We start from the raw sequence: 25,080 nt of genomic DNA, 5'->3' as shown, positions 1-25,080 counted from the left end.
CGGTCGAGGAGGACCTGCGGTGAGCGAGACGAGCCCCAAGCTGCGCGCCGAGCTGGACGGCGTCCCCGCCTATGTGCCGGGCAAGCCGGCTGCTGCCGACGGACCGGTTGCGTTCAAGCTCTCCTCCAACGAGAACCCGTATCCGCCGCTTCCCGGTGTGATGGAGTCCGCCCTCGCCGCGGCTGCGAACTTCAACCGCTACCCGGACATGGCCTGCACCGGTCTGATGAACGAGCTGGCCGACCGTTTCGGTGTGCCCGTCTCCCATCTCGCCACCGGAACCGGCTCGGTCGGTGTGGCGCAGCAGCTGCTCCAGGCCACCTCGGGTCCGGGCGACGAGGTCATCTACGCCTGGCGCTCCTTCGAGGCGTACCCGATCATCACGCAGGTCAGCGGCGCGACCTCGGTGAAGGTTCCGCTGACCGACGGTGAGGTGCACGACCTCGACGCGATGGCGGACGCGATCACCGACCGCACTCGGATGATCTTCGTCTGCAATCCGAACAACCCGACCGGCACGGTGGTGCGCCGGGCCGAACTGGAGCGGTTCCTGGACCGGGTGCCGGGCGATGTCCTGGTGGTGCTCGACGAGGCGTACAAGGAGTTCATCCGCGACGTCGAGGTGCCGGACGGCATCGAGATCTACCGGGACCGGCCCAATGTGGCGGTGCTGCGGACGTTCTCCAAGGCCTACGGCCTGGCAGGTCTGCGGGTCGGCTTCGCCGTGGCCCACGAGCCGGTGGCGGCGGCGCTGCGCAAGACGGCGGTGCCCTTCGGGGTCAGCCAGCTCGCGCAGGACGCGGCGGTCGCCTCGCTGCGTGCCGAGGACGAACTCCTGGGGCGGGTCGGCTCCCTGGTGTGCGAGCGCGACCGGGTGCAGCGGACGCTGGCGGAGCAGGGCTGGACGGTGCCGGAGTCCCAGGCGAACTTCGTCTGGCTGCGGCTCGGGGACCGTACCGCCGACTTCGCCGCGGTGTGTGAGCGGGCCGGCGTGGTGGTCAGGCCGTTCGCGGGCGAGGGGGTGCGGGTCTCGATCGGGGAGGACGAGGCGAACGACCTGTTCCTGAAGGTGACGGAGTCGTACCGCAAGGACCTGTAGAACGGCGCGCGGTCACCTGCGCGCAACGTGAGGCCCCGGGCCCCGCACCTCGTTCGCACGAGGTGCGGGGCCTTCGCGTTCGAGGCCCCGGACGGGGGCCGGACTACGGCGCTCCGGGGTGTCTGCTTCGGGGGGATTGATCGGAACATCCCAAGAGGGGTACCCCGCCCGAACGTCCCGAAAGTCCGTGCGCCATAATTGCTTGTGAATGTGAACGCGTTCACAAGCGTGTCCCGTTTCATCCCATGATTAGTCGGATTTAAAGGGCAAACCGCCGCTGCGACTACGGTGACGTAAGGAGAAGACGACGTGGAGCTAGCTCTGGCGCCGGAAACCCTGGCGCGATGGCAGTTCGGTATCACCACCGTCTACCACTTCCTGTTCGTCCCCCTGACGATCTCTCTCGCCGCGCTCACCGCCGGCCTGCAGACCGCCTGGGTGCGCACGAACAAGGAGAAGTACCTCAGAGCGACGAAGTTCTGGGGCAAGCTTTTCCTGATCAACATCGCCATGGGCGTCGTCACCGGCATCGTCCAGGAGTTCCAGTTCGGCATGAACTGGTCCGACTACTCGCGGTTCGTCGGTGACATCTTCGGTGCACCGCTCGCGTTCGAGGCACTGATCGCCTTCTTCTTCGAGTCCACCTTCATCGGGCTGTGGATCTTCGGCTGGGACAAGCTGCCGAAGAAGATCCATCTCGCCTGCATCTGGATGGTCTCCATCGGGACCATCCTGTCCGCCTACTTCATCCTGGCGGCCAACTCCTGGATGCAGCACCCGGTGGGCTACCGGATCAACAAGGAGCGCGGCCGGGCGGAGCTGACCGACTTCTGGCACGTGCTCACCCAGCACACCGCGCTCGCCCAGTTCTTCCACACCATCACCGCCGCCTTCCTGGTCGGAGGCGCGTTCATGGTCGGTATAGCCGCCCTCCATCTGGCGCGCAAGAAGCACATCCCGGTGATGCGGACTTCGCTGCGGCTCGGTCTGGTCACCGTGGTGATCGCCGGGCTCCTCACCGCCATCAGCGGTGACCAGCTGGGCAAGGTCATGTTCAAGCAACAGCCGATGAAGATGGCCGCCGCCGAGGCGCTCTGGGAGGGGCAGGACGGGGCACCCTTCTCGATCTTCGCGGTCGGCGACGTGGCCAAGGGTCGCAACTCCGTGGAGATCTCCGTCCCGGGGGTACTGTCCTTCCTCGCGGACGACAGCTTCACCTCGCACGTCCCCGGCATCAACGACATCAACAAGGCCGAGCAGAAGAAGTTCGGTCCCGGCGACTACCGGCCCAACATCCCGGTCGCGTTCTGGAGCTTCCGCTGGATGATCGGCTTCGGAATGGCGTCCTTCGCCCTCGGCCTCCTCGGACTGTGGTTGACGCGGAAGAAGTTCATGCTGCCGCCGGGGATGCGGACCGGCGAGGACGAGGTGCCCCATTTGGTCCTCTTCAAGAACAAGGCCCTCAGCCCCAAGCTCACCAAGTGCTACTGGATCGTCGCGCTCTGGACGCTGCTCTTCCCGCTGATCGCCAACTCCTGGGGCTGGATATTCACCGAGATGGGCCGTCAGCCCTGGGTCGTCTACGGCGTGTTCCAGACCCGCGACGCGGTCTCCCCCGGCGTCTCGCAGGGCGAGGTGCTCACCTCGATGATCGGCTTCACCCTGCTCTACGCCGTGCTCGCGGTGATCGAGGTCAAGCTGCTCGTGAAGTACATCAAGGCCGGACCGCCGGAACTCACGGAGGCCGACCTCAACCCGCCCACCAAGATCGGCGGCCACGACCGTGACGACGCCGACCGGCCGATGGCCTTCTCCTACTGAGAGCAGAGGAGCTGAGAGATGGAACTCCACGACGTCTGGTTCGTACTCATCGCCGTCCTCTGGACCGGCTACTTCTTCCTGGAGGGATTCGACTTCGGAATCGGTGTCCTCACCAAGTTGCTGGCCCGCGACCGCAAGGAGCGGCGGGTTCTGATCAACACGATCGGCCCCGTCTGGGACGGCAATGAAGTGTGGCTGCTCAGCGCGGGCGGTGCTACCTTCGCCGCCTTCCCCGATTGGTACGCCACCCTGTTCTCCGGTTTCTACCTGCCGCTGCTGATCATCCTGATCTGCCTGATCGTGCGGGGCGTCGCCTTCGAGTACCGGTCGAAGCGGCCCGAGGACAAGTGGCAGACCAACTGGGAACACGCGATCTTCTGGACCTCGCTGATCCCCGCGCTGCTCTGGGGCGTGGCCTTCGGGAACATCGTGCGCGGTGTGAAGATCAACGCCGACATGGAGTACGTGGGCAGCTTCTGGGACCTGCTCAACCCGTACGCCATCCTCGGCGGACTGGTCACGCTGACCCTCTTCACCTTCCACGGCGCCGTGTTCGCGGGGCTCAAGACCGTCGGGGACATCCGGGAGCGGTCGCGCAAGCTGGCGCTGAAGCTGGGACCCGTCACCGCGGTGCTCGCCCTCGGCTTCATGGTCTGGACCCAGCGCGACAACGGCGACGGCTGGAGCCTGCTGGCGATGGTCATCGCCGCGGTGGCGCTGGTCGCCGCGATCGGTGCGATCGCGGCGGGACGCGAGGGCTGGGCGTTCGCGTTCTCCGGCGTGACCGTCGCGGCCGCGGTCGCCATGCTCTTCCTGACGCTCTTCCCGAACGTCATGCCGTCCTCGCTGAACGACGCCTGGAACCTCACGGTCACCAACGCCTCGTCCACCCCGTACACGCTGAAGATCATGACCTGGTGTGCGGGGATCGCCACCCCGGTCGTCCTGCTCTACCAGGGCTGGACGTACTGGGTGTTCCGCAAGCGCATCGGTACGCAGCACATCGCCGAAGTGCACTGAGCACACCTGGTCCGCCGACCGAGCCCACTGGGAGCTGTTTCACGTGAAACCGATCGACCCGCGCCTGCTCCACCACGCCCGAGCCACCCGCCTCTTTCTGGCAGCCCTGGTGGCACTCGGAGTGGTCGGGGCGGCACTGGTCATCGCCCAGGCCATGCTCATCGCCGAAGTGGTGGTGGGTGGGTTCGAGGACGGACTGGCCACCTCAGGGCTGCGGACCCCGCTGATCCTGCTCGCCGCGGTGGCGCTCGGCCGGGGGCTGGTCTCCTGGCTGACCGAACTGGCCGCGTACCGGGCCGGCGCGGCGGTCAAGTCCGAACTCCGCGGCCGACTGCTGCAGCGGGCGGCCGAGCTCGGTCCCGGCTGGCTGAGCGGGCAGCGCACGGGCTCCCTGGTGGCGCTCGCCACCAGGGGGGTCGACGCGCTCGACGACTACTTCGCGCGCTATCTGCCCCAGCTCGGGCTCGCGGTGGTCGTGCCGGTGGCGGTCCTGGCCAGGATCGTCACCGAGGACTGGGTCTCGGCGGCGATCATCGTGGTCACGCTGCCACTCATCCCGCTCTTCATGATCCTGATCGGCTGGGCCACCCAGTCGAGGATGGACCGCCAGTGGCGGCTGCTGTCCCGGCTCTCGGGACACTTCCTCGATGTGGTCGCCGGACTGCCGACGCTGAAGGTCTTCGGCCGTGCCAAGGCACAGGCCGAGTCCATCCGCACCATCACCTCGCAGTACCGTCGGGCCACGCTGCGGACCCTGCGGATCGCATTCCTGTCGTCCTTCGCCCTGGAGCTGCTGGCCACTCTGTCGGTGGCCCTCGTCGCCGTCACCATCGGCATGCGGCTCGTGCACGGTGGACTCGATCTCTACACCGGCCTGGTGGTGCTGATCCTGGCGCCCGAGGCCTATCTGCCGATCCGCCAGGTCGGAGCGCAGTACCACGCGGCCGCCGAGGGGCTCTCGGCCGCGGAGGAGATCTTCTCGGTCCTGGAGACCGAACCCCGGCCCGGCGGCACCGCGGGCGTCCCGAAGTCGCTGCGGCTGGAGCTGGAGGGGGTGACCGTACGGCACGAGGGCCGCACCGAACCTTCTCTGGGCGGAGCCTCTTTGGTGGTGGACGAGGGGGAGACCGTTGCTCTGGTCGGCCCGAGCGGCGTCGGCAAGTCCACCCTGCTCGACGTCGTCCTGGGATTCACGGCGCCCGACGAGGGGCGGGTGCGGGTCGGTGGCGTCGATCTGGCGACGCTGGCCCCCGAGCGCTGGCGGGAGCGGATCGCCTGGGTGCCGCAGCGTCCCTATCTCTTCGCGGGCACGATCGCGGAGAACGTGCGGCTGGCGCGGCCGGACGCGGACGACGACGCGGTGACCGCGGCGCTGCGGGACGCGGGGGCGTACGACTTCGTCGCCGAACTGCCGGACGGTGCCCGGACGGTCCTCGGTGAGGACGGTGCGGGTCTCTCCGCCGGTCAGCGTCAGCGGCTCGCGCTCGCGCGGGCCTTCCTCGCCGACCGGCCGCTGCTGCTGCTCGACGAGCCGACCGCGAGCCTGGACGGCGAGACGGAAGCGGGAATCGTCGAGGCGGTGGGCAGACTGGCGGCGGGGCGGACCGTGCTGCTGGTCGTGCACCGCCCGGCGCTGCTCTCGGTGGCCGACCGGGTGGTGACGCTGGAACCGGGCGTGACACTTCGCCCGGAGAGGCCCGAGCCATCCACCGCGATGCCACGGCCCACGGGCGCAGCCGTCGACGGAAGCGACGCGCCGTCGGACCCCGGGGCGCTGCGGGACACCGCGGCCCGCTCCGGGCGGGTCCTCGCCCGGGTCAGGGAGGCCGCCGGGGCGCAGCGCGGACGGCTGGCACTCGCGCTGCTGCTGGGAAGCCTCGCCCTGGGTTCGGCCGTCGGGCTCATGGCCGTCTCCGGCTGGCTGATCTCCCGCGCCTCCGAACAGCCCCCGGTGCTCTATCTGATGGTCGCCGTGACCGCGACCCGGGCCTTCGGCCTCGGACGGGCCGTCTTCCGCTACGCCGAGCGTCTGGTGTCGCACGACGCGGTGCTCACGATGCTCGCCGAGCTGCGCGTCGCGGTCTACCGGGGCCTGGAGCGCGTCGCTCCGGCCGGTCTGCGCCGGACCCGGCGCGGTGACCTGCTCTCCCGGCTCGTCGCCGATGTCGACGCCCTCCAGGACTACTGGCTGCGCTGGCTGCTGCCCGCCGGGACCGCCGTCGTGGTGGGAGCGGCGACCGCCGGATTCATCGGCTGGCTGCTGCCCGCGGCAGGCGTGGTGCTGGCCGCCGGACTGCTGCTGGCCGGAGTGGGAGTGCCGTTGGTCAGCGGGGCCTGCTCCCGCCGTGCGGAACGCCGACTGGCCCCCGCACGCGCCGACCTGGCCGTCCGGATCACCGATCTGCTCGGCGGGACCGCCGAACTGACCATTGCGGGGACTCTGTCCGACCGCGAGGCGCGGACCCGGGAGGCCGACGGAGTCCTGACCCGCATCGCCGCCCGCGCGGCGACCTCCACCGCGCTCGGTGGTGGACTCATCGCCCTGATCGGCGGTCTCACCGTCGTCGTCACCGCACTCGTCGCCCTCCCGGCCGTGCACGACGGGCGGCTCGCCGGCGTGGAACTCGCGGTGGTGGTGCTCACGCCGCTGGCCGCCTTCGAGGCCGTGACCGGTCTCCCCCTCGCCGTTCAGTACCGGCAGCGGGTCAAGCGCAGTGCGGAGCGGGTGTACGAGGTGCTGGACACCCCGCTGCCGGTGAGTGAACCGGACAGCCCGGCAGCGGCACCCGGATCGCCCTTCCCGCTGGAGGTGCGGGGGCTGTCGGCCCGGTACGCGGGCGCGGAGCGGGATGCCCTGGACTCCGTCGACCTGAGGCTGACCGCCGGCCGACGGATCGCCGTCGTCGGGCCGTCCGGCTCCGGGAAGACGACTCTCGCGCAGGTCCTTCTCCGGTTCCTGGACGCGCGGGCGGGCACGTACCGGATCGGCGGGGTCGAGGCCGCCGCGCTGGAGGGGGACACGGTCCGGCGGTTCGTCGGGCTGTGCGCCCAGGACGCCCACATCTTCGACAGTTCCATCCGGGAGAACCTGCGGCTGGCCCGTACCGATGCGACGGACGAGGAACTGCGGGCCGCTCTCGACCGGGCGCGGCTGCTCGACTGGGCCGAGGCGCTGCCGGACGGGTTCGACACCCTCGTCGGTGAACACGGAGCGCGTCTCTCCGGCGGACAGCGACAGCGTCTCGCACTGGCACGGGCGATCCTCGCCGACTTCCCCGTGCTGGTTCTGGACGAGCCCGCGGAGCATCTCGACCTGGCGACGGCGGATGCCCTGACGGCGGACCTGCTGGCTGCCACCCAGGGGCGTACGACGGTGCTGATCACCCACCGTCTGCAAGGACTCGAAGCCGTCGACGAGGTGGTGGTGCTGGATGCCGGCCGGATCGTGCAGCGGGGCCCGTACGCCGATCTCGCTGCCGAGGAAGGGCCGTTGCGCCGGATGCTGGAGCGTGAGCGGGAGACCGTACGGGGGGCCGAAGCAGCCGTGGGCGCACCGGTGTGAGCCGGACGGCACAATAGCCGACTTTCCTCGCCAATAGGGACTAACTAGTCTCGGGGTATGCCAGAGCAGGACCCGAAGGACTCACTCGAAGTTGCGACGCGGGCGACCCGCAGCCTGCAGGGCCTGTCCACCGAGCTCACCGCTCGGGTACCGCAGCTGCTGGAGGCCATGCGCTCCGTCGGCACGGGCCTCGAACTGCACTCCACCCTCGACCGGATCTGCGAGACGGCGGCCGAACTCGCCCATTGCCGCTACGCCGCCATCGGCGTCGTCGACGCGGAGGGTGCAGGGCTCTCCGATTTCGTCACGTACGGAGTGCCGGACGAAGTGGCGCACGAGATCGGGCGTCGCCCCGACGGGCACCGGGGGCTGCTCGGAGCGCTGATCCACGATCCGGTTCCGGTGAGGCTCGCCGATCTCACGGCCGATCCGAGGTTCGCCGGATTCCCGCCCGGCCACCCTCCGATGCGGACCTTCCTCGGCGTCCCGATCCGCGTGCAGGGAGAGATCTTCGGAAATCTCTATCTGGCCGAGAAGGACGACGGGGGCGAGTTCAACGACTACGACCTGCACATGGTGCGGGTGCTCGCCACGGAGGCCGGGATCGCCATCGGCAACGCCCGGCTGTACGAGGCGGCGCGCCAGCGCGAGCGCTGGATCGACGGTTCGGTGGCCGTGACCACCGCCCTGCTCTCCGGCGGTGACGCCGATGACGCGCTCTCCGTCGTCGCCGAACAGGCCCGTCATCTCGCCGCGTCCGCCGCCGGGATCGTGCTGCTGCCTGCGGAGGGAGGCGGTCTGGAGATCGTCGCGGTCTCCGCGGACAACAACGCGTCCGCGCCGCTGGGGGTGATCATCGGGCCGGAGAGCCCGGTGGTGGCGAAGCTGCTGGGCGGCGAGGCGGTCTTCGTGGACGACTCGGCCACCGATTCCCGCATGGTCACCAAGCTGGCCCACCACTTCGGCCCCAGCATGCTGCTGCCGCTGCACAGTGGTGGACGGGTGCTGGGCGCGCTGGCCACCCCTCGCGGCCGGGGCGACAGACCGTTCACGGAGACGGAACGGACCCTCGCCACCCAGTTCGCCTCGCAGGCCGCACTCGCGCTGATGATGGCCGAGGCCCAGCGGGACCGGGAACGGCTCGCGGTGTACGAGGACCGTGACCGGATCGCCCGCGACCTGCACGACCTGGTCATCCAGCGGCTGTTCGCCACCGGAATGATGCTGGAGAGCGCCCAGCGCAGGTCGGACGTGCCCGAGGTACAGACCGGCGTCGGCCGGGCGGTCGACGAACTGGACGTGACCATCCAGGAGATCCGTACCGCGATCTTCGCGCTGCAGCAGGAACCCGCGGAGGCGCCGTCCGGGCTGCGCACCCGTGTCCTGCGCGAGATCAACATGGCGGCGGTTCCGCTGGGCTTCAAGCCCTCGCACCGCTTCCTGGGCCCGGTCGACTCGCTGGTGGGCGAACTGACCGGGAAGAACCTGATCGCCGCGCTGCGAGAGGCGCTGTCCAATGCCTTCCGGCATGCCGAGGCCTCGTTGATCGACGTGGTCGTCGACGCGACCGCCACGCTGCCCGACGGGAGGGACGCGGTGCGGCTGTCGGTCGCCGACGACGGGGTGGGCATCCCGGAGAGCGGTCGGCGCAGTGGGCTGCGGAACCTGGCACGGCGGGCGGAGTCGCTGGGTGGCGCGAGCTGGTTCGGGCCCGGCATCGGGGAGGACGGGGGCGGCGCGACGGTGGTGTGGGAGGCGCCGATCTGAGTCGGCGGTGGGGCGCTCGGGGCTCCGGCTTCGCAGGGGCGGCTGCCGCACGGCAGCACCCGGCCGAGGCGGCCGAGGACGTGGTGCGGGGAGAAGGCGGTCGGCAGTGCCGGGCCGCGGCCCCGGTGTGCCGTGTCGGGGTCAGGCGTCGTCTTCGGCCTGCCGTGTCGGGCGTCAGGCGTCGGCAGGCCTCTCAGCCTGCCGCGTCAGGCATCCGGGGTCCGGCTTCGGCGTTCGGCGAGGATGCGTTCGATGACGACCGCGACGCCGTCGTCTCCGTTGGTGGCGGTCCGGCCCGAGGCGGCGGCGAGTGCGGCCGGGTGGGCGTTGCCCATCGCGTACGAGGTGCCCGCCCAGCTGAGCATCTCCACGTCGTTGGGCATGTCACCGAAGGCGACGACCTCGGCGGGCGAGATGCCGCGCTCGGCGCAGCAGAGCGCCAGGGTGCTGGCCTTGGAGACTCCCGGGCCGCTCACCTCCAGCAGGGCCGTGGGACTGGACCGGGTGAAGGATGCCCGGTCGCCGGCCGCCGCACGGGCCAGGGAGAGGAAGTCGTCCGGGGACAGTTCGCCGTGGTGGGCGAGGAGCTTCAGTACGGGGGCGCCGCTGCCGGGCGTTTCCTCGCGAAGCAGCTTCTCGGCGACGGCGACGGTGGCGCCCGGGTCCAGGTGGAAGGGCGGGTAGGCCGGTTCGTAGTGGATGCCCGTGGTCAGTTCGACAGCGAAGGAGGTACCGGGCGCGGCGGCGCGCAGGGTGTGCACGACGTCCAGGGCGATGTCGCGCCGCAGCGGTCGGACCTTGACCAGCTTGCCGTCCGCGTGCAGATCGGCGACCGCGGCACCGTTCGCGCAGATCGCCAGGCCGTGGCCGTGGACGTGGTCGCTGACGACGTCCATCCAGCGGGCCGGGCGTCCGGTGACGAAAAAGACCTCGATACCGGCCTCCTCGGCGGCGGCGAGCGCGGCGACCGTACGGGCCGAGACGGTCTTGTCGTCACGCAGAAGGGTGCCGTCCAGGTCGGTGGCGATCAGCCGGGGAGCGGCAGGCGAAGGCGAGTCGGTAGCTGAGGTCACGCGCCCATTCTCGCGTACGAAGGCGCACGGGCGTGCGGAGGGGCGCACATATGAGGATGCACACCCCTGACCGGGAAACATGCCACATGCATATGTCGATGGTTTTGGATCGGTCATGCCGGTCCGATCGGCTGTGGTGGTGGGCCGATCGGTCGCGGCGACGGGCCGGTGGGTGGTTGTGCCGGGTCGGTCCGGAGGAGGTCCGGGCCGGACAGGCCGGCGGTCGCGGCGGGTCCGTCAGGGGGCGAGCTGGGCCAGGCCCTCGGTGGCGATGCGCTCGAAGACCTTCTCGTCCGCCGCGAAGTCGGAGTCCTGGATCGGCCAGTGAACGACGATCTCCGTGAAGCCGAGGGCGAAGTGGGTACCCGCGAAATCCACGAAGGCGTCGACGGACCGCAGCGGTCGGTCGGGGGTGAAACCGGTGAGCAGGATCTTGTCCATCCCGTCGGCGTCCCGGCCGATGGACTCGCAGGCCGCGCCCAGCTTGGTGATCTGCCCGCGGATGGCCTCCACGGACTGTTCCGGGGTTCCCGACTCGTACAGCTTGGGGTCGCCCGTGGTGACCCAGGCCCGGCCGTACCGCGCGGCCAGCTTCATCCCGCGCGGCCCGGTGGCGGCCACCGCGAACGGCAGCCGGGGCCGCTGCACACAGCCGGGGATGTTCCGGGCCTCGTTCGCCGCGTAGAACCGGCCCTCGTACGTCACCGTGGGCTCGCGCAGCAGCTGGTCGAGCAGCGGTACGAACTCATCGAAGTGGTCGGCCCGTTCGCGAGGCGTCCACGGCTCCTCGTCGCTCCGGCGCAGCGCCGTGGCGTCGAAGCCGTTGCCGCCTGCGCCGATGCCGAGAGTGATCCGTCCGCCGGAGACGTCGTCCAGCGTGATGAGGTCCTTGGCCAGCGTGACGGGGTGCCGGAAGTTGGGGGAGGTGACGAGGGTGCCCAAGCGCATACTCTGCGTCACAGCCGCTGCGGCCGTGAGGGTGGGGATCGCGCCGAACCACGGTCCGTCCCGGAAGGACCGCCAAGACAGGTGGTCATACGTATAGGTGGCATGGAACCCGAGTTCTTCGGCCCGCCGCCAGACTTTCTGTCCTTCGCCCCACCGGTGGACGGGGAGGATCACCGCACTCAGACGCATGCCACAGACGATACGCGGGCTTCCCGCGGCCCGGATGTGCCGGCGGAGCAGATTCCGGAAGACGGGCCGACGTCACGTTGGCGGCCGCTACCGTGGCCCTCATGAGCACGCTGGGTAAGGCCGAACTCGAGGCCATGATCGAAGAGGCAACTGTCGATGCCTACAACGAGGACGAGCAGCTGACCGGTCTGTTCGCCATGCTCGAGGAGTGCCTCGACCTACCCTTCACCACCGCGGTTCTCGGCGTCGAGGTAACCGTGCGCGGCATCGACCTCACGCCGGACGGCAGGATCGTCGCCCTGTGCTCTCGCGGCGGCGTCCGGCAGTCGATCGGAATTCTGGAGCTGCCGTTGCCCAGCCTGGCGCCCGAGGGTGCGGAGTGGATCGAGGCGTACCGTCACTGGGTCGGTTGAGGCCGGGTGCCTCACACTTCACGCGGAACTGGTCTGCATGGAAGGGCTGATCGTGGCTGACGCCGTACAGGGTGCGCATCAAGGCGCCGGTGGACTGTCGAGAAGGCCGTACAGCGGCAGCTCCAGCGCGAGGCCATCGACGAGTACATCGCCGCCGCTGAAGCGGAGCATGGCCCTGTCGACCCGGCCGAGGTGTCGGCCAAGACCGAACGCATCCGCGCGCACCACGCTGCCCACCGTGGAGACTCCGCTCCAGCGGACGCCGCATGAGCGGGACGCTCGTTCTCGACAGCGAGGCCCTCTCCAAGCTTTCCCGTCGGCACCGCGACATGACCGTGTGGCTGGACGTCGCCCGCAGCCTGGACCTGCTCGTTGTAACGAGCGCGGCCACGCTGGTGGAGGCACGCGACCCGAAGGTGCCTCAGGCGGCGTTCGACCACGCCGTTTCCCTGGCCAAGGTGCGCCCCGTCACGGAGGAGATCGCACGTGCGGCCAGCAGACTGCTCGCCGCCGAAAGCCTGCACGGCCACAAGTGCGCCATTGATGCCATGCTCGCGGCCACGGCTCATGTGGAATACGGCGACGTTACTGTCATGACGAGCGACACCGACGACCTGCGCCGACTGTGCCACCCTCGCATCGCCGTCGAGCCGATCTGAGCTCCCACGTCGGCCTTTCCTGCATCCTGCCGCATTTTCGTAGGTCAGCGCGTGATGAGTGAACAAGGCTTGACTGAGGTGACGAGCGTACCCAAACGAATACGCTCGGTAGTGACCGCTGCTGCTGTCAGCGTCGGGACCGCTCCGAACCACGTCTCGTCCCGGAAGCTGCGCCAGGACAGGTGGTCGTAGGTGTAGGCGGCGTGGAACCCGAGCGACCGTGCGCTACGGGGCTCTCCCTCGTAGCGGCTGCCCGGCGTATCCGATGGCCGGTTCCGGCCGGTGCCCTGATCCTTGTCGTCGGCATCACGCCCCCGTCTGCCGCCAGACAGCGGTGAGTGCCGCGACCGGGTCGGCGTCCGCCGGTGCCGCGGACCACCATTCGCCGTCGTCGTCCCGGATACAGGGGTACCAGCGGGCGTCGGGGCCGAAGCGGAGCTGGATGCCGTGGTCGGTGAGGGTGAGGCGGTTGCGCCAGGCACGGAGGGGGACGGGGGCGGTGGTCATCTCGGCGAGGGCCGCGGTCAGGGCGGTACGTGCGGCCGTCATCACCACCGGATCAGGGGTGTGCGGCTGTTCGGCGACGATCAGTCCGGTGGGGCCGCCGTAGCGCCAGGCGCGGGTAAGGCGGGCGAACGCGGTCGGTCTGGTGCCGGTGTTCCGGACCAAGCGGTGGAACCATTCGGGTCCGGGGCCGCTCGCGGCGATCCGCACCGCGTCCTGGTGCTGGGTCAGGTGCAGGCCGGCGGTGTCACCCGCGAGAAGCCGCGCCGCGCGTGCGGCGGTGTCGGCCATGAGGCGTTCCAGATCCGTGGTGGACAGGCCGGCGCAGGAAGGGGGGCCGACGGGCAGCGCGGTGGCGTGGGCGGCCGGGGCGAGAGGCCCGGGCAGCGAGGAGGGGTGTTCGGCCCAGCGGGTGTAAGCGGCGGTGGCCGGGATGCCCGTCGGAGTCGGTGGCGCGGCGGTCTCCTGCTTTGCCGTACGGCGTGCGCGCAGCTCGGTGAGGACCACTTCCCTCCTGCGGCCGCGCAGCGCGAAGAGCACGAACGGATCGGCGTCGATGCTGGCGGCGATGGCGTAGCAGAGCGCGGCGGCGTGCTTGCACGGGTACCCCCAGTCGGGGCAGGAACAGTCGGGGTCGAGTTCGGTGGGCTGCGGGAGGAGGGGGACGCCCGCGTGACGGGCGTCGTCGACGAGTTCGGCGGGCATCTCGTCGTCCAGAAGCGCGGCGAGATGGCCGGCTCGGGCCGCGATGGTGTCGAGCAGGGTGTCCCACTGGGCGTCGGTGAGGACGGGCAGGTGGACGGAGGAGCGGTAAGGGCGCGGCCGGCTGCCCTGGACAGTGGCCTTGATCTGGCCCGGGGCGACGGTGGTCGGGCCGACCATGCCCTTGCGGGCGTACGTGCGGCCGCGTGACAGGCGCGCGGCGTCCAGGGTGGAGTCCTCCAGGGCGTTGACCCACGCCTGGCCCCACCAGGTGGCGGCGAAGGCGCGCTTACCGCGGGCAGGCGTACGGCGCGGGCCGGGGACCGAGGGGCTCATGCCTGCCTCCCCAGGGCGACGAGTTCGGCGAGGTCGGCGTCGGACAGTTCGGTCAGGGCGGCTTCGCCGGAGCCGACGACGGCGTCGGCGAGCGCGCGCTTGGAGTCGAGCAGTTTCGCCACCTTGTCCTCCACGGTTCCCTCCGCGATGAGCTTGTGGACCTGGACGGGCTGGTCCTGGCCGATGCGGTAGGCGCGGTCGGTGGCCTGGTCCTCGACGGCCGGGTTCCACCAGCGGTCGTAGTGCACGACGTGAGTGGCGCGGGTGAGGTTGAGCCCGGTGCCGGCCGCCTTCAACGAGAGGAGGAACACCGGAACCTCACCGCGCTGGAAGCGTTCCACCATCTCCTCGCGCCGGGTGACGGGGGTGCCGCCGTGCAGGAAGAGGGTAGGGGTGCCGCGTTCGGCGAGATGCCTCTCCAGGAGGGTCGCCATCTGCTTGTACTGGGTGAAGACCAGCACCGATTCGCCCTCGGCGATGATGGTGTCGACCAGTTCGTCGAGCAGATCGAGCTTGCCGGAGCGGCCGGCGAGCGGCGTGGACCGGCTCAGGCTGTGCTCTTTCAAGTACTGGGCAGGGTGGTTGCAGATCTGCTTCAGCGCGGTGAGCAGTTTCAGCACCAGGCCGCGCCGGGCGATGCCCTCGGACTCCTCGATCTTCGCCATGGTCTCGCGGACCACCGCCTCGTACAGGCTGGTCTGCTCGGCCGTCAGCGAGACGACACGGTCGGTCTCGGTCTTGGGCGGCAGTTCGGGCGCGATGCCCGGGTCGGACTTCTTGCGGCGCAGCAGGAACGGGCGGACGAGACGTGACAAGCGCTCGGCGGCCGCCGAGCCCTCACTGTCCCCGCTACCCGTCTCGATGGCGCGGGCGTGCCGGTCGCGGAAGGCGGACAGCGATCCGAGGAGCCCCGGGGTGGTCCAGTCGAGGAGCGCCCACAGTTCGGAGAGGTTGTTCTCCACGGGGGTACCGGTCAACGCGACGCGGGCACGGGCGGGCAGGGTACGCAGTTCGCGGGCGGTGACGGCGTAGGGGTTCTTGACGTGCTGGGCCTCGTCGGCGGCGATCAGTGACCAGGCGGTTTCGGCGAGGACGTCACGGTCGCGCCGCAGCACCCCGTAGGTGACCAGGACGATCTCGTCGCCGGCCAGGTCCTTGAGGTGGCGGTCGCCGCCATGGTAGCGGCGCACGGGGACGGTCGGCGCGAACCTGGCGGCCTCGCGCTGCCAGTTGCCGAGCAGGGAGGTGGGGCAGACGACGAGGGTGGGACCAGCGGTGGCGGGGGCGGCCTGGCGGTGCAGATGCAGGGCGAGCAGCGTGATGGTCTTGCCCAGGCCCATGTCGTCTGCGAGGCAGCCGCCGAGACCGAGTTCGCACATCTCGGCCAGCCACGCGAGGCCCCGCTTCTGGTAGTCGCGCAACGTGGCCTGGAGAGCGGGGGGCTGGGCGGCGGAGGTGCGGGACTCGGGATCGCGGATACGAGTGACCAGATCGCCGAGCGCACCGACCGCCTCGCAGAGATACGTCCCCCCGTCTCTTTCCACCTCGCCGGTCAGCGCGGCGCTCAGCGCCTCCATGGGGGTGAGCGGATCCATTCGGCGGCGCTGCGCGCGGGCCACCAGCTTCGGGTCGGCGACGACCCACTGGTCGCGTAGCCGGATCAGAGGGCGGCGCGCCTCGGCGAGGTCGTTCATCTCGGCCTCGGTGAGAGGCTCGCCGCCGAGCGAGACCTGCCAGCGGAAGTCGAGCAGGGCGTCGGCGTCGAGAAGACCGCCCGCGCTGGAACCGGGAGCGGCGCGCTGCCCGATCTCCGCGGTCGCGGTGAGCGCCTTGACCAGTGCGCGCGGCCAGTGCACGTCGATACCGGCCGCACGCAGCGCGTCGGTTGCTTCGCCCAGCAGATCGAAGGCTTCGTCGTCGGTCAGCCGGAGCTGTTCGGGAGCGGCGTCCGCCAGCAGTCGCCGGAGCGGGGGCCAGACGCGGGCACCGCGCCGCAGCGCGAGCAGTGTCTCGGTCTCGGCGCGTGGGCCGAGCAGCCTCTCCACCTCACCGGGGTCGCTCCACAGCCGTGCGGCCTCCACGACGAGCGCCGGATCCGCCGCGGTGCGCAGTTGAAGGACGGCCCGGAACTGCCGGCGTCGGCCCTCGGGTACGTCGACACGCAGCGAGACGCCGACCTCGGCGGTCAACGCGGCAGCGGTCTCCTCGGCCCATTCGCGCAGCGCGGGCACGGCCCGGACATCGCGCCAGACATACGGCACCGCTCCCACGGCGAGAGGCGCGGCCGGAGTACGGACCAGATCGTCGGCGACCGCGTCGCAGAACTGGCGGACCAGCGCCGCGGGTTCGGCGATGCGTACCGGCGGCGGGCCGGGCTCGGGCAGGCAGTGGGCATGGGGCGGGAAGGCTGCGGCGAGGGCGTCCAGCGTCTGCCGCTGGGCAGCGGTGAAGGGACCCGCCTGCCAGGTGTCGTAACCGGCCGGGGTGAGAGCCGGGTGGAGGCGGCCATCGGCAAGCAGCCGCAGGGCGAAACAGGCGGCGGCCTGCCAGGCCGCGGCGGACGGGTGCGGTGGCTGAGCTCCCGTCAGAGCAGACACGGCGACCGCGACCGGCAGCGCGTAAGCGTCCACCCTGCGTCGTCTGACCGAACGCCCGTGCGGCAGCACCAGTTCCACCGAGTCGGTCTCCACACCCGCCGGCAGGTCACCGCCCCCGGCGACCGCGTCGGCGGGCTTCCACAGCAGGAGCCGCCCGAGGCGGGCCGGCTCTCCAGGCAGGAACACCACCGCCCAGCCTCTGTCGAGAAGCTCCCGCGCCCACACGGCCGCCTCGGGTGCGGCAAGTGGTGGTGCGCTCATCACGCCCGTGCCCGTGCCCGATTCTCGTACGACGACCCGTGCCACTCGTTTCCATCCGTTGCCGTCCAGGAGCCTCCGAAGGCGGCCCCGCCCACCACCGGACTTCACCACGTGCTGTCACCCACCGGCAAGCCCGGGCCATGCCTTCACGGGTGGGAACGGGACTTCTGCCGCAGGCACCGCATGTGTCAGACGGAGGGATCACCGCAGCCCGGGCCGCGTCTGCGCTGGGCGCCGATTTCGCCATCGGCGCGAACATCGTCATGGAGGTCAGCCATGCACGGGTGAACGTGACTCGACTGCCACGTACGTGACCGCCCCGAGATGGCGCGCGCCGACAGGGCAACCGTGCTCGCCGGCCGAAGGCGATCTCCGCAGCTCAGGCAGCGATAGGTGAACAAGGCTTGACCGAGGTGACGAGGGTGCCCAGGCGCATCCGCTGGGTGGCGGCGGCCGCGGCGGTGAGGGTCGGCACCGCGCCGAACCAGGGTCCGTCGCGGAACGTCCGCCAGGACAGGTGGTCGTAGGTGTAGGCGGCGTGGAACCCCATGTCCTCGGCGCGCTGCCAGATCTTCTGGCCCTCGTTCCAGCGGTGGATCGGAAGAATCACAGTGCTCAGACGCATGCCTACGACCATACGGCTCCCGAAGCGGGCACCGTTTCCGTGGCGGCGCCGGGTTCTCGGCGGGAACGGCCGTGAGGTCAGTCGCGCAGACGCAGGAATGCGGGCGGCACGGCAGCGGTGAGCCAGACCCCGTTGGCGCTGACGTAGAAGGTGTGGCCCGCGCGGTGCATCGCGGTCGCGTCCACGGACAGGACGACGGGACGGCCGCGCCGGGCGCCGACCCTGGTCGCCGTCTCGCGGTCGGGCGAGAGATGGACATGCGTACGGTTCATGGGGCGCAGGCCCTCATTGCGGATCGCGTCCAGTGCGTGACCCACTGTGCCGTGGTAGAGGTACGCGGGCGGCTCGGCCGGCGGGAGGCCGAGGTCCACCGGGACGGTGTGTCCCTGACTGGCACGGATGCGGCCGTCCTCGACGGCGAAGCGTCGCTTGTCGTTGACGGCGACCACGTGGTCGAGTTCGGTCCGGGTGAGGGGGAAGTTGTTGCGGGCCATGGCGCGCAGCAGTTCGTCGATCGCCACCCAGCCGTTGGCGTCGAGGGTGATCCCGATCCGTTCCGGCTGGTGCCGCAGATGTTTCGAGAGGTACTTGGACACCTTGACGGTGCGTCTTTCGTCCATCCCGTCAGGGTGCCCGTAGCGGTCTTTCATGTGCATCCGGATTTCACCTACCGATTCACTCCAGCAATTTTATTCACTGAAGCAATTTTCGTCCATAGGTTTGATCCACAGCCAACTTGACTTATCCACAGGGTAATTGGCGATTCTGTGGACAAGTCGGTTCGGTATCAGTGAGTTTGACCAATACGCCCTGCTTTAGCGGTAGGTGAGGTGAGTGCGTCCAATGTTCTTGCCTGCACCTCGCGTTCCGCGGCGGCGGAGATGAAGGCGGGTACGTTGTCCGGACCAACCAGCTCCTGCACGGTGCGAATTGTCCGCGCCGGCAGAGCGACCTGTCGGGTTGTCGGTGCCGAGGAATACGCGGTGAACGGGCTGTCCGCGTCGAGGTGCTGTCGCAGATGGCGGGTGGCGAACATGCGCATCGCGCGGGCCAGTTCGGCGTCCACCGTCTGTTGGGCGAGCGGCCGCAGCCTGCGCACCATGGCGGCCGCCTCCGCGGCGTGCGCGTCGGTGGGCGGACGATGACCGAGATAGCGCGCGAAAACATGCTCCGTGGTGAACTCCAGGAAACGTGAGGCTATCTGCTCGACCTGGCCGCGAAGTTCCCTCAGTTGTCCCGAGATTGCGCCGAGCGGAACACCGGCGGCGTACAACTCGACCGCCACAGCGAGCTCTTGCGGGCTGGGAACCAGGAACTCGTCGTCTTTCCCCGGGACGGGTTCGAGTACGCCGAGGTCCACCGCCTCGGCGACCGCGTCGTCGTCGGAGCTTCCGCCGAACCTGGCGGTCAGCTCGGCCCGGGTGATCCGGTCGGCCTGCTCGTCCGTCCAGGGGCCGTGCACCTCCGCGACGAGCCCCAGCACCCCGCCCAGACCGCGGCCCGTGTCCCAGGCGTCCAGGAGTTCCTTGATGCTGGTCAGGGTGTAGCCGCGGTCCAGCAGATCGGCGATCTGCCGGAGCCGGGCAAGGTGGGTGTTCCGGTACACATTGGCCCGGCCGCGCCGTTCCGGCGTCGGCAGCAGGCCGCGGTCCTGGTAGGCGCGGATCGTGCGGACCGTGGTGCCGCTCGCATGCGCCAGGTCCTCGATCCGGTACTCGGCGGCGGCCCGGCGCTCCCCCGTCGGCGACTGCCCGGGGCCGCTCACAGCGGCGGCTTCAGCCGGGCGATCGCGCGCAGTGCGCCGGGGCTGAACCGGGACAGGAACCGGGCCCCGCGCGCCTCCGGCGTCACCGGCACGACGGCCTGGTCGCGCACCACCGCCTTGAGGATCGCGTCGGCGACCCTCTCCGGCGGATAGTTGCGGAGCCCGTACAAGCGGCTGGTCCGCTTCCGCAGGCGGTTCTCCTCCGCCGCGTCGGCACCGGCGAAGTGCGCCGTCGCGGTGATGTTCGTGTTGACGATGCCGGGACAGATGGCGCTGACCCCGATCGACCGGTCGGCGAGCTCGGCCCGCAGGCACTCGCTGAGCATCAGCACGGCCGCCTTGGAGGTGCTGTACGCGGGCAGTGCCCGGGACGGCTGGTAGGCGGCGGCGGAAGCCGTGTTGACGATGTGGCCGCCCTGGCCGCGTTCGGCCATCTGCCGGCCGAAGATCCGGCAGCCGTGGATGACACCCCACAGATTGACGTCGAGGACGTTCCTCCAGTCCTCGCTGGTGGTCTCCAGGAAGGAGCCGGACAGTCCGATCCCGGCGTTGTTGACCAGGACATCGACGATGCCGTACTCGGCGGCGACCTTCGCGGCGAGCTTTTCCATCGCCTGTTCGTCGCTGACGTCGACCGCTTCACCCCAGGCGGCCGGGGAGCCGATCAGCCGGGCCATCTCCGCCGTCCTGGCCGCCCCCTCCGCGTCCCGGTCCACGGCCACCACCCGGGCACCCGCCTCGGCGAAGGCGAAGGCCGTGGCACGGCCGATGCCGCCGGCCGCGCCCGTCACCAGGACCAGCTGTCCGCCGAACCGGTCCGCGTACGCCCCGGTCGGCGCGGTGTCCTGTACCGGCCGGCCATCCGCCCGCGCCGCCTCGTTGGCGGCGACGAACTCGTTGATCCAGGCGGCGAGCCGGTCCGGCCTGGTGCGGGGCACCCAGTGCTTGCCCGGCAAAGAGCGGCGCACCAACTGCGGAGCCCACAGCTCCAGTTGGTCGTACAACTTCTCCGAAAGGAAGATGTCGCCGGTGGGTGTGATGAGCTGGACCGGGACATGCGCGTAGGCATCGGTGCGTGGCCGGCGCAGCCGGGCCCGGACGTTGTCCCGGTAGAGCCAGGCGCCGTGCGCCGCGTCGCTGGGCAGCGAGGACGTCGGATAGTCGCCCGCGGGTACCTTCTCCATCCGTTCGAGAATCCGCGGCCACCGCCTGCCGAGCGGGCCGCGCCAGGCGAGCTCGGGCAGGACCGGCGTATGCAGCATGTAGACGTACCAGGACTTGGCACCCTGACCGAGCAACTGGCCGACCCGGCGCGGGGTGGGCCGGGTCAGCCGCTGCTTGATCCAGTGCCCGAAATGATCCAGGGAGGGCCCGGACATCGAGGTGAACGAGGCGATCCGGCCCTCGGTCCTCCTGACCGTCACGAACTCCCAGGACTGGACCGACCCCCAGTCGTGCCCGACCAGATGCACCGGACGGTCCGGGCTCACCGCGTCGGCGACGGCCAGGAAGTCATCGGTGAGCTTCTCCAGGGTGAAGCCGCCGCGCAGTGGTTTCGGAGCCGTGGACCGGCCGTGGCCGCGCACGTCGTACAGCACGACGTGCCACTGATCGGCGAGCTGCCTCGCCACGTCCGTCCAGACCTCCTTGCTGTCCGGGTAGCCGTGCACGAGGACGACCGTGGGCCGCGACTCGTCACCCAACTCGACGACGCACAGCTCGATTCCGCCCGTACGCACCCGGCGCTCGCGCGCCCCCGGCAGATTCTGCGGACTCATGCCGCCATCCTCTCCTCGGCCCAGCGCCGCACATGCGGCAGATCGTCGTCCAGCCAGAAGGCGCTCTGTTCGGGGTCCTTGGAGTCCGTGACCACCAGGATCTCCTCGAACTTGGCGCCCGTACCCCGGAATCCGAGGTGCGGTTCGACCGCCCACAGTCCGGGCTGCGGGGGGTGGTCGGAGAAGCGGTACGGACTCCACAGCGGCGACCAGCCGTCCCGGTGCCCGTGCAGCGCGTCGCTCAGCAGCCCCTTGAGCGACTGGGTGCCGAAACCGAACACACGCGGGGACCACCGACGCTCGGTGACGCGGTCGATCTTGTGGGCGATCACGCCGAAGGGATAGGCGCGATGCCTGTTGGCGTACCCCTGCTTGATCATCAGGCGTTCGACGTCCTCGTAGATCTCGCGCAGCGAACGCCGCTCCCGCACTTCGCGCAGAATGAGCTCGCGGTGGACCTCCAGGTCGGCCAGGAGCTTGTCGTGCAGGGGATTGAGCCCGAGGCAGCCGGAGTAGCCGATGTCCGCCGTGAAGCCCTTGTACACCGGGGCCATGTCGAGGATGAACGGCATCCCCGGCTCCAGCTTCCGGTTGGTCGGGAAGAACTGCAGGGGCACCTTGAACCCGGCGAAGGCGGTGCGGTCACCGAACCAGGCGAAGGGGAGGTGGAACCAGTCCCGTACGCCGCGCTCGCGCAGCCAGTCGCGCTGCATCCGGGCCGCCTCGCGCTCGGTCACCCCCGGGGCGAGCCGGCCGGCGACCGCCTCGGCGCAGTCGTACGCGAGACGCTGCACTTCCCTGAACCCCCGGAGCCGCGGGGCCCGTTCGTCCTTCACTGCCGAGGTCATGCCACCGTCCGTTCCCTGCCGTGTGCGGTACGTGCCCGTAACGTGACACTGATGAATGTGACAATGTCCGGCGGTCACGTCAAGAGGGGCGGGGAGGCCTGTGGACAACTCGGGGACGCCCTCCTTTGACGGGGGAGCTCCTCCCTTGTGGTGGTCCCCCTACGGGTCCGTACATCTGGAGTCTGATGCGCATCCAGCCGCCAGGGCTGACGCCCGCTGTGGCGCGCGCCACTATCTTCGAAGACGTGACTGTGATCGCGACCGAAAGCCTGAGCAAGCGGTTCCCCCGGGTGACCGCGCTTGACCGGCTCTCCTTGGACATCGGGCCCGGTGTGACCGGCCTGGTGGGTTCCAACGGAGCCGGCAAGTCCACATTGATCAAGATCCTGCTGGGTCTGTCCCCCGCCACCGAAGGCCGGGCCGCGGTACTCGGGCTCGACGTCGCCACCAGTGGCGCCGCCATCCGGGAGCGGGTCGGCTACATGCCCGAGCACGACTGCCTGCCGCCGGACGTCTCGGCCACCGAGTTCGTCGTCCACATGGCGCGGATGTCCGGACTCCCGCCGACGGCAGCGCGCGAGCGCACCGCCGACACGCTGCGCCACGTCGGTCTGTACGAGGAGCGCTACCGCCCCATCGGCGGCTACTCGACCGGCATGAAGCAGCGCGTGAAGCTGGCCCAGGCCCTTGTCCACGACCCGCAGCTGGTCCTGCTCGACGAGCCGACCAACGGTCTGGACCCGGTCGGCCGTGACGAGATGCTCGGGCTGATCCGCCGCGTACACACGGACTTCGGCATCTCGGTCCTGGTCACCTCGCATCTCCTGGGCGAACTGGAACGCACCTGCGACCACGTCGTCGTCATCGACGGCGGCACGCTCCTGCGCTCCAGTTCCACCAGCGACTTCACCCAGACCACCACGACCCTGGCGGTCGAGGTCACCGACAGCGACGCCCATCCGGACGGCACCGACGCGCTGCGTCAGGTCCTCACCCGGGCCGGCGTCAAGCTCGTGGGCCACGACGGTCTCGACGGGCAGGGGCTGCCCGGTGCGGGGCACATCCTGCTGGTGGAGGCCACCGGCGAGGAGACGTACGACATCGTGCGCGACGGCGTCGCCGGACTCGGACTCGGTCTCGTACGGATGGAGCAGCGGCGCCACCACATCGCCGAGGTCTTCCGCACCGAAGGGCAACCGCAGGCCGCGGCCGCCGCGCAGAACGTGCCCGCGGCCGTCGGGGCCGTACAGCAGAAGGGCCTTACAGCAGAAGGGGAGCGGTCGTGATGAGCACCGAGACCGGGACCGTGGGCGACACCTCCCGGATCCACAACATCGGGTACCGCTCCTACGACGGAAAGCGGCTGGGCCGCGGGTACGCCCGGCGCTCGCTCTACTCCCAGTCGCTGCGGGGATCCTTCGGACTGGGGCGTTCCGCCAAGTCCAAGGTGCTGCCGATGCTGCTCTTCGGCGTGATGTGCATGATCTCGGCGATCATCGTCGCCGTCGCCATCGCGACCCCGGGGACCACGGCCCTCCCGATCAAGTACACGGCGTTCGCGATCTATATGCAGGCCCTCATCGGTCTCTTCCTCGCCGCGCAGGCACCGCAGTCGGTCTCCCGGGACCTGCGATTCAAGAGTGTGCCGCTGTATTTCTCCCGGCCGATCGAACGGGTCGACTACGTCGTCGCGAAGCTTGCGGCCATGGCGTCCGCGCTCTTCATCCTGACCGGGGGGCCGCTCGTCATCCTGTATGTGGGCGCGCTGCTCGGGAAGTTCGACTTCGTGGAGCAGACCAAGGGGTTCGGACAGGGGCTGGTGTCGGTGGCGCTGCTTTCCGTTCTCTTCGCCGGACTGGGACTGGTGATGGCCGCACTGACACCGCGCCGCGGTTTCGGCGTCGCCGCGGTGATCGCCGTACTGACCATCTCCTACGGCGCGGTCTCCATCGTCCAGGCCATCGCCTGGCAGACGGGTTCCGGGGGAGCCATCGAGTGGCTGGGTCTCTTCTCCCCCATCACGTTGATCGGCGGTGTGCAGACCGCGTTCCTCGGAGCCAACTCGGCCTTCCCCGGAGGGGAAGGCCCGGGGGCGGGAGCCGGTGTGGTCTATCTGATCGTTGTTCTCGCGCTCGTCGCCGGCTCGTACGCCGTACTGATGCGCCGCTACCGGAAGGTCGGGCTGTGACCACCATCGAGATCGACCACACCTCGCGCTGGTTCGGCAATGTGGTCGCCGTCAACGACGTGAGCATGACGGTGGGACCGGGCGTCACCGGGTTGCTCGGCCCCAACGGCGCGGGAAAGTCCACGCTGATCAACATGATGGCCGGCTTCCTCGCCCCGTCGACGGGCACCGTCACGCTCGACGGTCAGCCGATCTGGCGCAATGAAGCGGTCTACAAGGAGATCGGCATCGTGCCGGAACGGGAAGGGATGTACGACTTCCTGACCGGCCGCGAATTCGTCGTCGCCAACGCGGAGCTACAAGGACTCGATGACGCGGCGGCGCGGAAGGCGCTGGCGACGGTCGAGATGGAGTACGCGCAGGACCGCAAGATCTCGACGTACAGCAAGGGCATGCGCCAGCGCGTGAAGATGGCGTCCGCGCTGGTCCACGAACCGTCGGTGCTGCTGCTCGACGAGCCGTTCAACGGAATGGACCCACGCCAGCGGATGCAGCTGATGGAGCTGCTGAGGCAGATGGGCGCCCAGGGGCGGACCGTGCTCTTCTCCTCCCACATCCTCGAAGAGGTCGAGCAACTCGCCTCGCACATCGAGGTGATCGTGGCGGGGCGGCACGCGGCGTCCGGTGACTTCCGGAAGATCCGCCGACTGATGACGGACCGCCCGCACCGCTATCTCGTGCGCTCCAGCGACGACCGCGCCCTCGCCGCCGCGCTCATCGCCGACCCGTCGACGGCCGGTATCGAGGTGGACCTGGGCGAACAGGCCCTGCGCATCCAGGCGGTCGACTTCGGACGCTTCACCGAACTGCTGCCGAAGGTCGCACGTGACCACGGAATTCGTCTTCTGACCGTTTCGCCGTCCGACGAGTCCCTCGAATCGGTCTTTTCCTATCTCGTAGCGGCCTGAGTAGTGGCCTGAAAGGA

General features: G+C 69.9%; 20 protein-coding genes and 1 pseudogene. 10 read left to right on the top strand and 11 right to left on the bottom strand.

Translation table 11 applies throughout. The features are described from left to right. The first annotated feature begins 19 nt into the window (after positions 1-19). The 5 genes from hisC to ACZ68L_RS13215 all read left to right on the top strand — a co-directional run bounded on the left by hisC (position 20) and on the right by ACZ68L_RS13215 (position 9,269). A complete protein-coding gene (hisC, locus tag ACZ68L_RS13235; protein ID WP_469576711.1) occupies positions 20-1,099 on the top strand; it encodes a histidinol-phosphate transaminase in 1,080 nt (359 codons plus the stop codon). Between the two features lie 309 nt (positions 1,100-1,408). After that, a complete protein-coding gene (locus ACZ68L_RS13230) occupies positions 1,409-2,920 on the top strand; it encodes a cytochrome ubiquinol oxidase subunit I (protein ID WP_469576709.1) in 1,512 nt (503 codons plus the stop codon). A gap of 18 nt (positions 2,921-2,938) precedes the next feature. Further along, positions 2,939-3,940: a cytochrome d ubiquinol oxidase subunit II gene (gene cydB, locus ACZ68L_RS13225; RefSeq protein ID WP_469576708.1), complete on the top strand. Its 1,002-nt coding sequence runs from the start codon at positions 2,939-2,941 to the stop codon at positions 3,938-3,940. Positions 3,941-3,983: 43 nt separating this feature from the next. Next, complete coding sequence (gene cydD / locus ACZ68L_RS13220) at positions 3,984-7,502, top strand: thiol reductant ABC exporter subunit CydD (RefSeq protein ID WP_469576706.1); 3,519 nt, start codon at positions 3,984-3,986, stop codon at positions 7,500-7,502. A 57-nt stretch (positions 7,503-7,559) separates the two neighbouring features. Continuing rightward, positions 7,560-9,269, top strand: a complete 1,710-nt coding sequence (locus ACZ68L_RS13215) for a sensor histidine kinase (RefSeq protein WP_469576704.1) — start codon at positions 7,560-7,562, stop codon at positions 9,267-9,269. Between the two features lie 206 nt (positions 9,270-9,475). On the opposite strand, the gene ACZ68L_RS13210 is transcribed toward ACZ68L_RS13215, so the two are convergent. Together ACZ68L_RS13210 and ACZ68L_RS13205 are read right to left on the bottom strand one after the other, a co-directional pair. Next, positions 9,476-10,342 carry a Cof-type HAD-IIB family hydrolase gene (locus tag ACZ68L_RS13210; protein WP_469576703.1) on the bottom strand — a complete coding sequence of 289 codons (867 nt, stop codon included), beginning with the start codon at positions 10,340-10,342 and terminating at the stop codon, positions 9,476-9,478. 237 nt (positions 10,343-10,579) lie between these two features. Continuing rightward, positions 10,580-11,479 (bottom strand): LLM class flavin-dependent oxidoreductase, encoded by a 900-nt coding sequence (locus ACZ68L_RS13205; protein WP_469576701.1) that lies wholly within the window; start codon positions 11,477-11,479, stop codon positions 10,580-10,582. Between the two features lie 101 nt (positions 11,480-11,580). Here ACZ68L_RS13205 and ACZ68L_RS13200 point away from each other — a divergent pair, with 101 nt between their 5' ends. After that, complete coding sequence (locus ACZ68L_RS13200) at positions 11,581-11,892, top strand: hypothetical protein (protein ID WP_469576700.1); 312 nt, start codon at positions 11,581-11,583, stop codon at positions 11,890-11,892. Between the two features lie 78 nt (positions 11,893-11,970). Here the strand turns inward: ACZ68L_RS13200 and ACZ68L_RS13195 are convergent, their stop codons facing one another. Beyond that, positions 11,971-12,120: a hypothetical protein gene (locus tag ACZ68L_RS13195; RefSeq protein ID WP_469576698.1), complete on the bottom strand. Its 150-nt coding sequence runs from the start codon at positions 12,118-12,120 to the stop codon at positions 11,971-11,973. A gap of 38 nt (positions 12,121-12,158) precedes the next feature. Between ACZ68L_RS13195 and ACZ68L_RS13190 the strand changes: the two genes are divergently transcribed. Continuing rightward, positions 12,159-12,551, top strand: coding sequence for a DNA-binding protein (locus ACZ68L_RS13190; RefSeq protein WP_469576697.1), 393 nt, complete (start codon positions 12,159-12,161; stop codon positions 12,549-12,551). 74 nt (positions 12,552-12,625) lie between these two features. Here ACZ68L_RS13190 and ACZ68L_RS13185 read toward each other — a convergent pair. The 8 genes and pseudogenes from ACZ68L_RS13185 to ACZ68L_RS13150 all read right to left on the bottom strand — a co-directional run. Beyond that, positions 12,626-12,781: pseudogene (locus ACZ68L_RS13185) on the bottom strand (LLM class flavin-dependent oxidoreductase); the annotation flags it as partial. Positions 12,782-12,857: 76 nt separating this feature from the next. Then, complete coding sequence (locus ACZ68L_RS13180) at positions 12,858-14,093, bottom strand: SWIM zinc finger family protein (protein WP_469576695.1); 1,236 nt, start codon at positions 14,091-14,093, stop codon at positions 12,858-12,860. Then, on the bottom strand, positions 14,090-16,951 hold the full coding sequence (locus tag ACZ68L_RS13175) for a DEAD/DEAH box helicase (RefSeq protein WP_469576694.1): 2,862 nt from the start codon (positions 16,949-16,951) through the stop codon (positions 14,090-14,092). Before ACZ68L_RS13175 ends, ACZ68L_RS13180 begins: the two co-directional genes overlap by 4 nt. A gap of 379 nt (positions 16,952-17,330) precedes the next feature. Beyond that, positions 17,331-17,576, bottom strand: a complete 246-nt coding sequence (locus tag ACZ68L_RS13170; RefSeq protein WP_469576693.1) for an LLM class flavin-dependent oxidoreductase — start codon at positions 17,574-17,576, stop codon at positions 17,331-17,333. A 77-nt stretch (positions 17,577-17,653) separates the two neighbouring features. Then, positions 17,654-18,196 carry an RNA 2'-phosphotransferase gene (locus ACZ68L_RS13165; RefSeq protein ID WP_469576692.1) on the bottom strand — a complete coding sequence of 181 codons (543 nt, stop codon included), beginning with the start codon at positions 18,194-18,196 and terminating at the stop codon, positions 17,654-17,656. Positions 18,197-18,363: 167 nt separating this feature from the next. Then, the gene (locus tag ACZ68L_RS13160) at positions 18,364-19,341 is read right to left on the bottom strand and encodes a MerR family transcriptional regulator (RefSeq protein WP_469576690.1); all 978 of its coding nucleotides are present in this window, start codon (positions 19,339-19,341) and stop codon (positions 18,364-18,366) included. Beyond that, a complete protein-coding gene (locus ACZ68L_RS13155) occupies positions 19,338-21,119 on the bottom strand; it encodes an SDR family oxidoreductase (protein ID WP_469576688.1) in 1,782 nt (593 codons plus the stop codon). The genes ACZ68L_RS13160 and ACZ68L_RS13155 overlap by 4 nt, the downstream gene beginning before the upstream one ends. Next, on the bottom strand, positions 21,116-21,967 hold the full coding sequence (locus ACZ68L_RS13150) for a M24 family metallopeptidase (RefSeq protein ID WP_469576686.1): 852 nt from the start codon (positions 21,965-21,967) through the stop codon (positions 21,116-21,118). The genes ACZ68L_RS13155 and ACZ68L_RS13150 overlap by 4 nt, the downstream gene beginning before the upstream one ends. Positions 21,968-22,185: 218 nt before the next feature. Between ACZ68L_RS13150 and ACZ68L_RS13145 the strand changes: the two genes are divergently transcribed. The 3 genes from ACZ68L_RS13145 to ACZ68L_RS13135 are packed head-to-tail and all read left to right on the top strand — an operon-like array spanning position 22,186 to position 25,063. Beyond that, on the top strand, positions 22,186-23,253 hold the full coding sequence (locus tag ACZ68L_RS13145) for an ABC transporter ATP-binding protein (RefSeq protein WP_469576899.1): 1,068 nt from the start codon (positions 22,186-22,188) through the stop codon (positions 23,251-23,253). Beyond that, positions 23,253-24,155, top strand: a complete 903-nt coding sequence (locus ACZ68L_RS13140; RefSeq protein ID WP_469576683.1) for an ABC transporter permease — start codon at positions 23,253-23,255, stop codon at positions 24,153-24,155. Before ACZ68L_RS13145 ends, ACZ68L_RS13140 begins: the two co-directional genes overlap by 1 nt. Next, complete coding sequence (locus ACZ68L_RS13135) at positions 24,152-25,063, top strand: ABC transporter ATP-binding protein (protein ID WP_469576681.1); 912 nt, start codon at positions 24,152-24,154, stop codon at positions 25,061-25,063. Before ACZ68L_RS13140 ends, ACZ68L_RS13135 begins: the two co-directional genes overlap by 4 nt. Positions 25,064-25,080 lie beyond the last annotated feature (17 nt).

The sequence above is a fragment of the Streptomyces sp. NPDC104309 genome (assembly GCF_055584025.1).
Note: the sequence above shows the minus strand (reverse complement) of the source record. Positions and strands in the feature narration are given on the sequence as shown.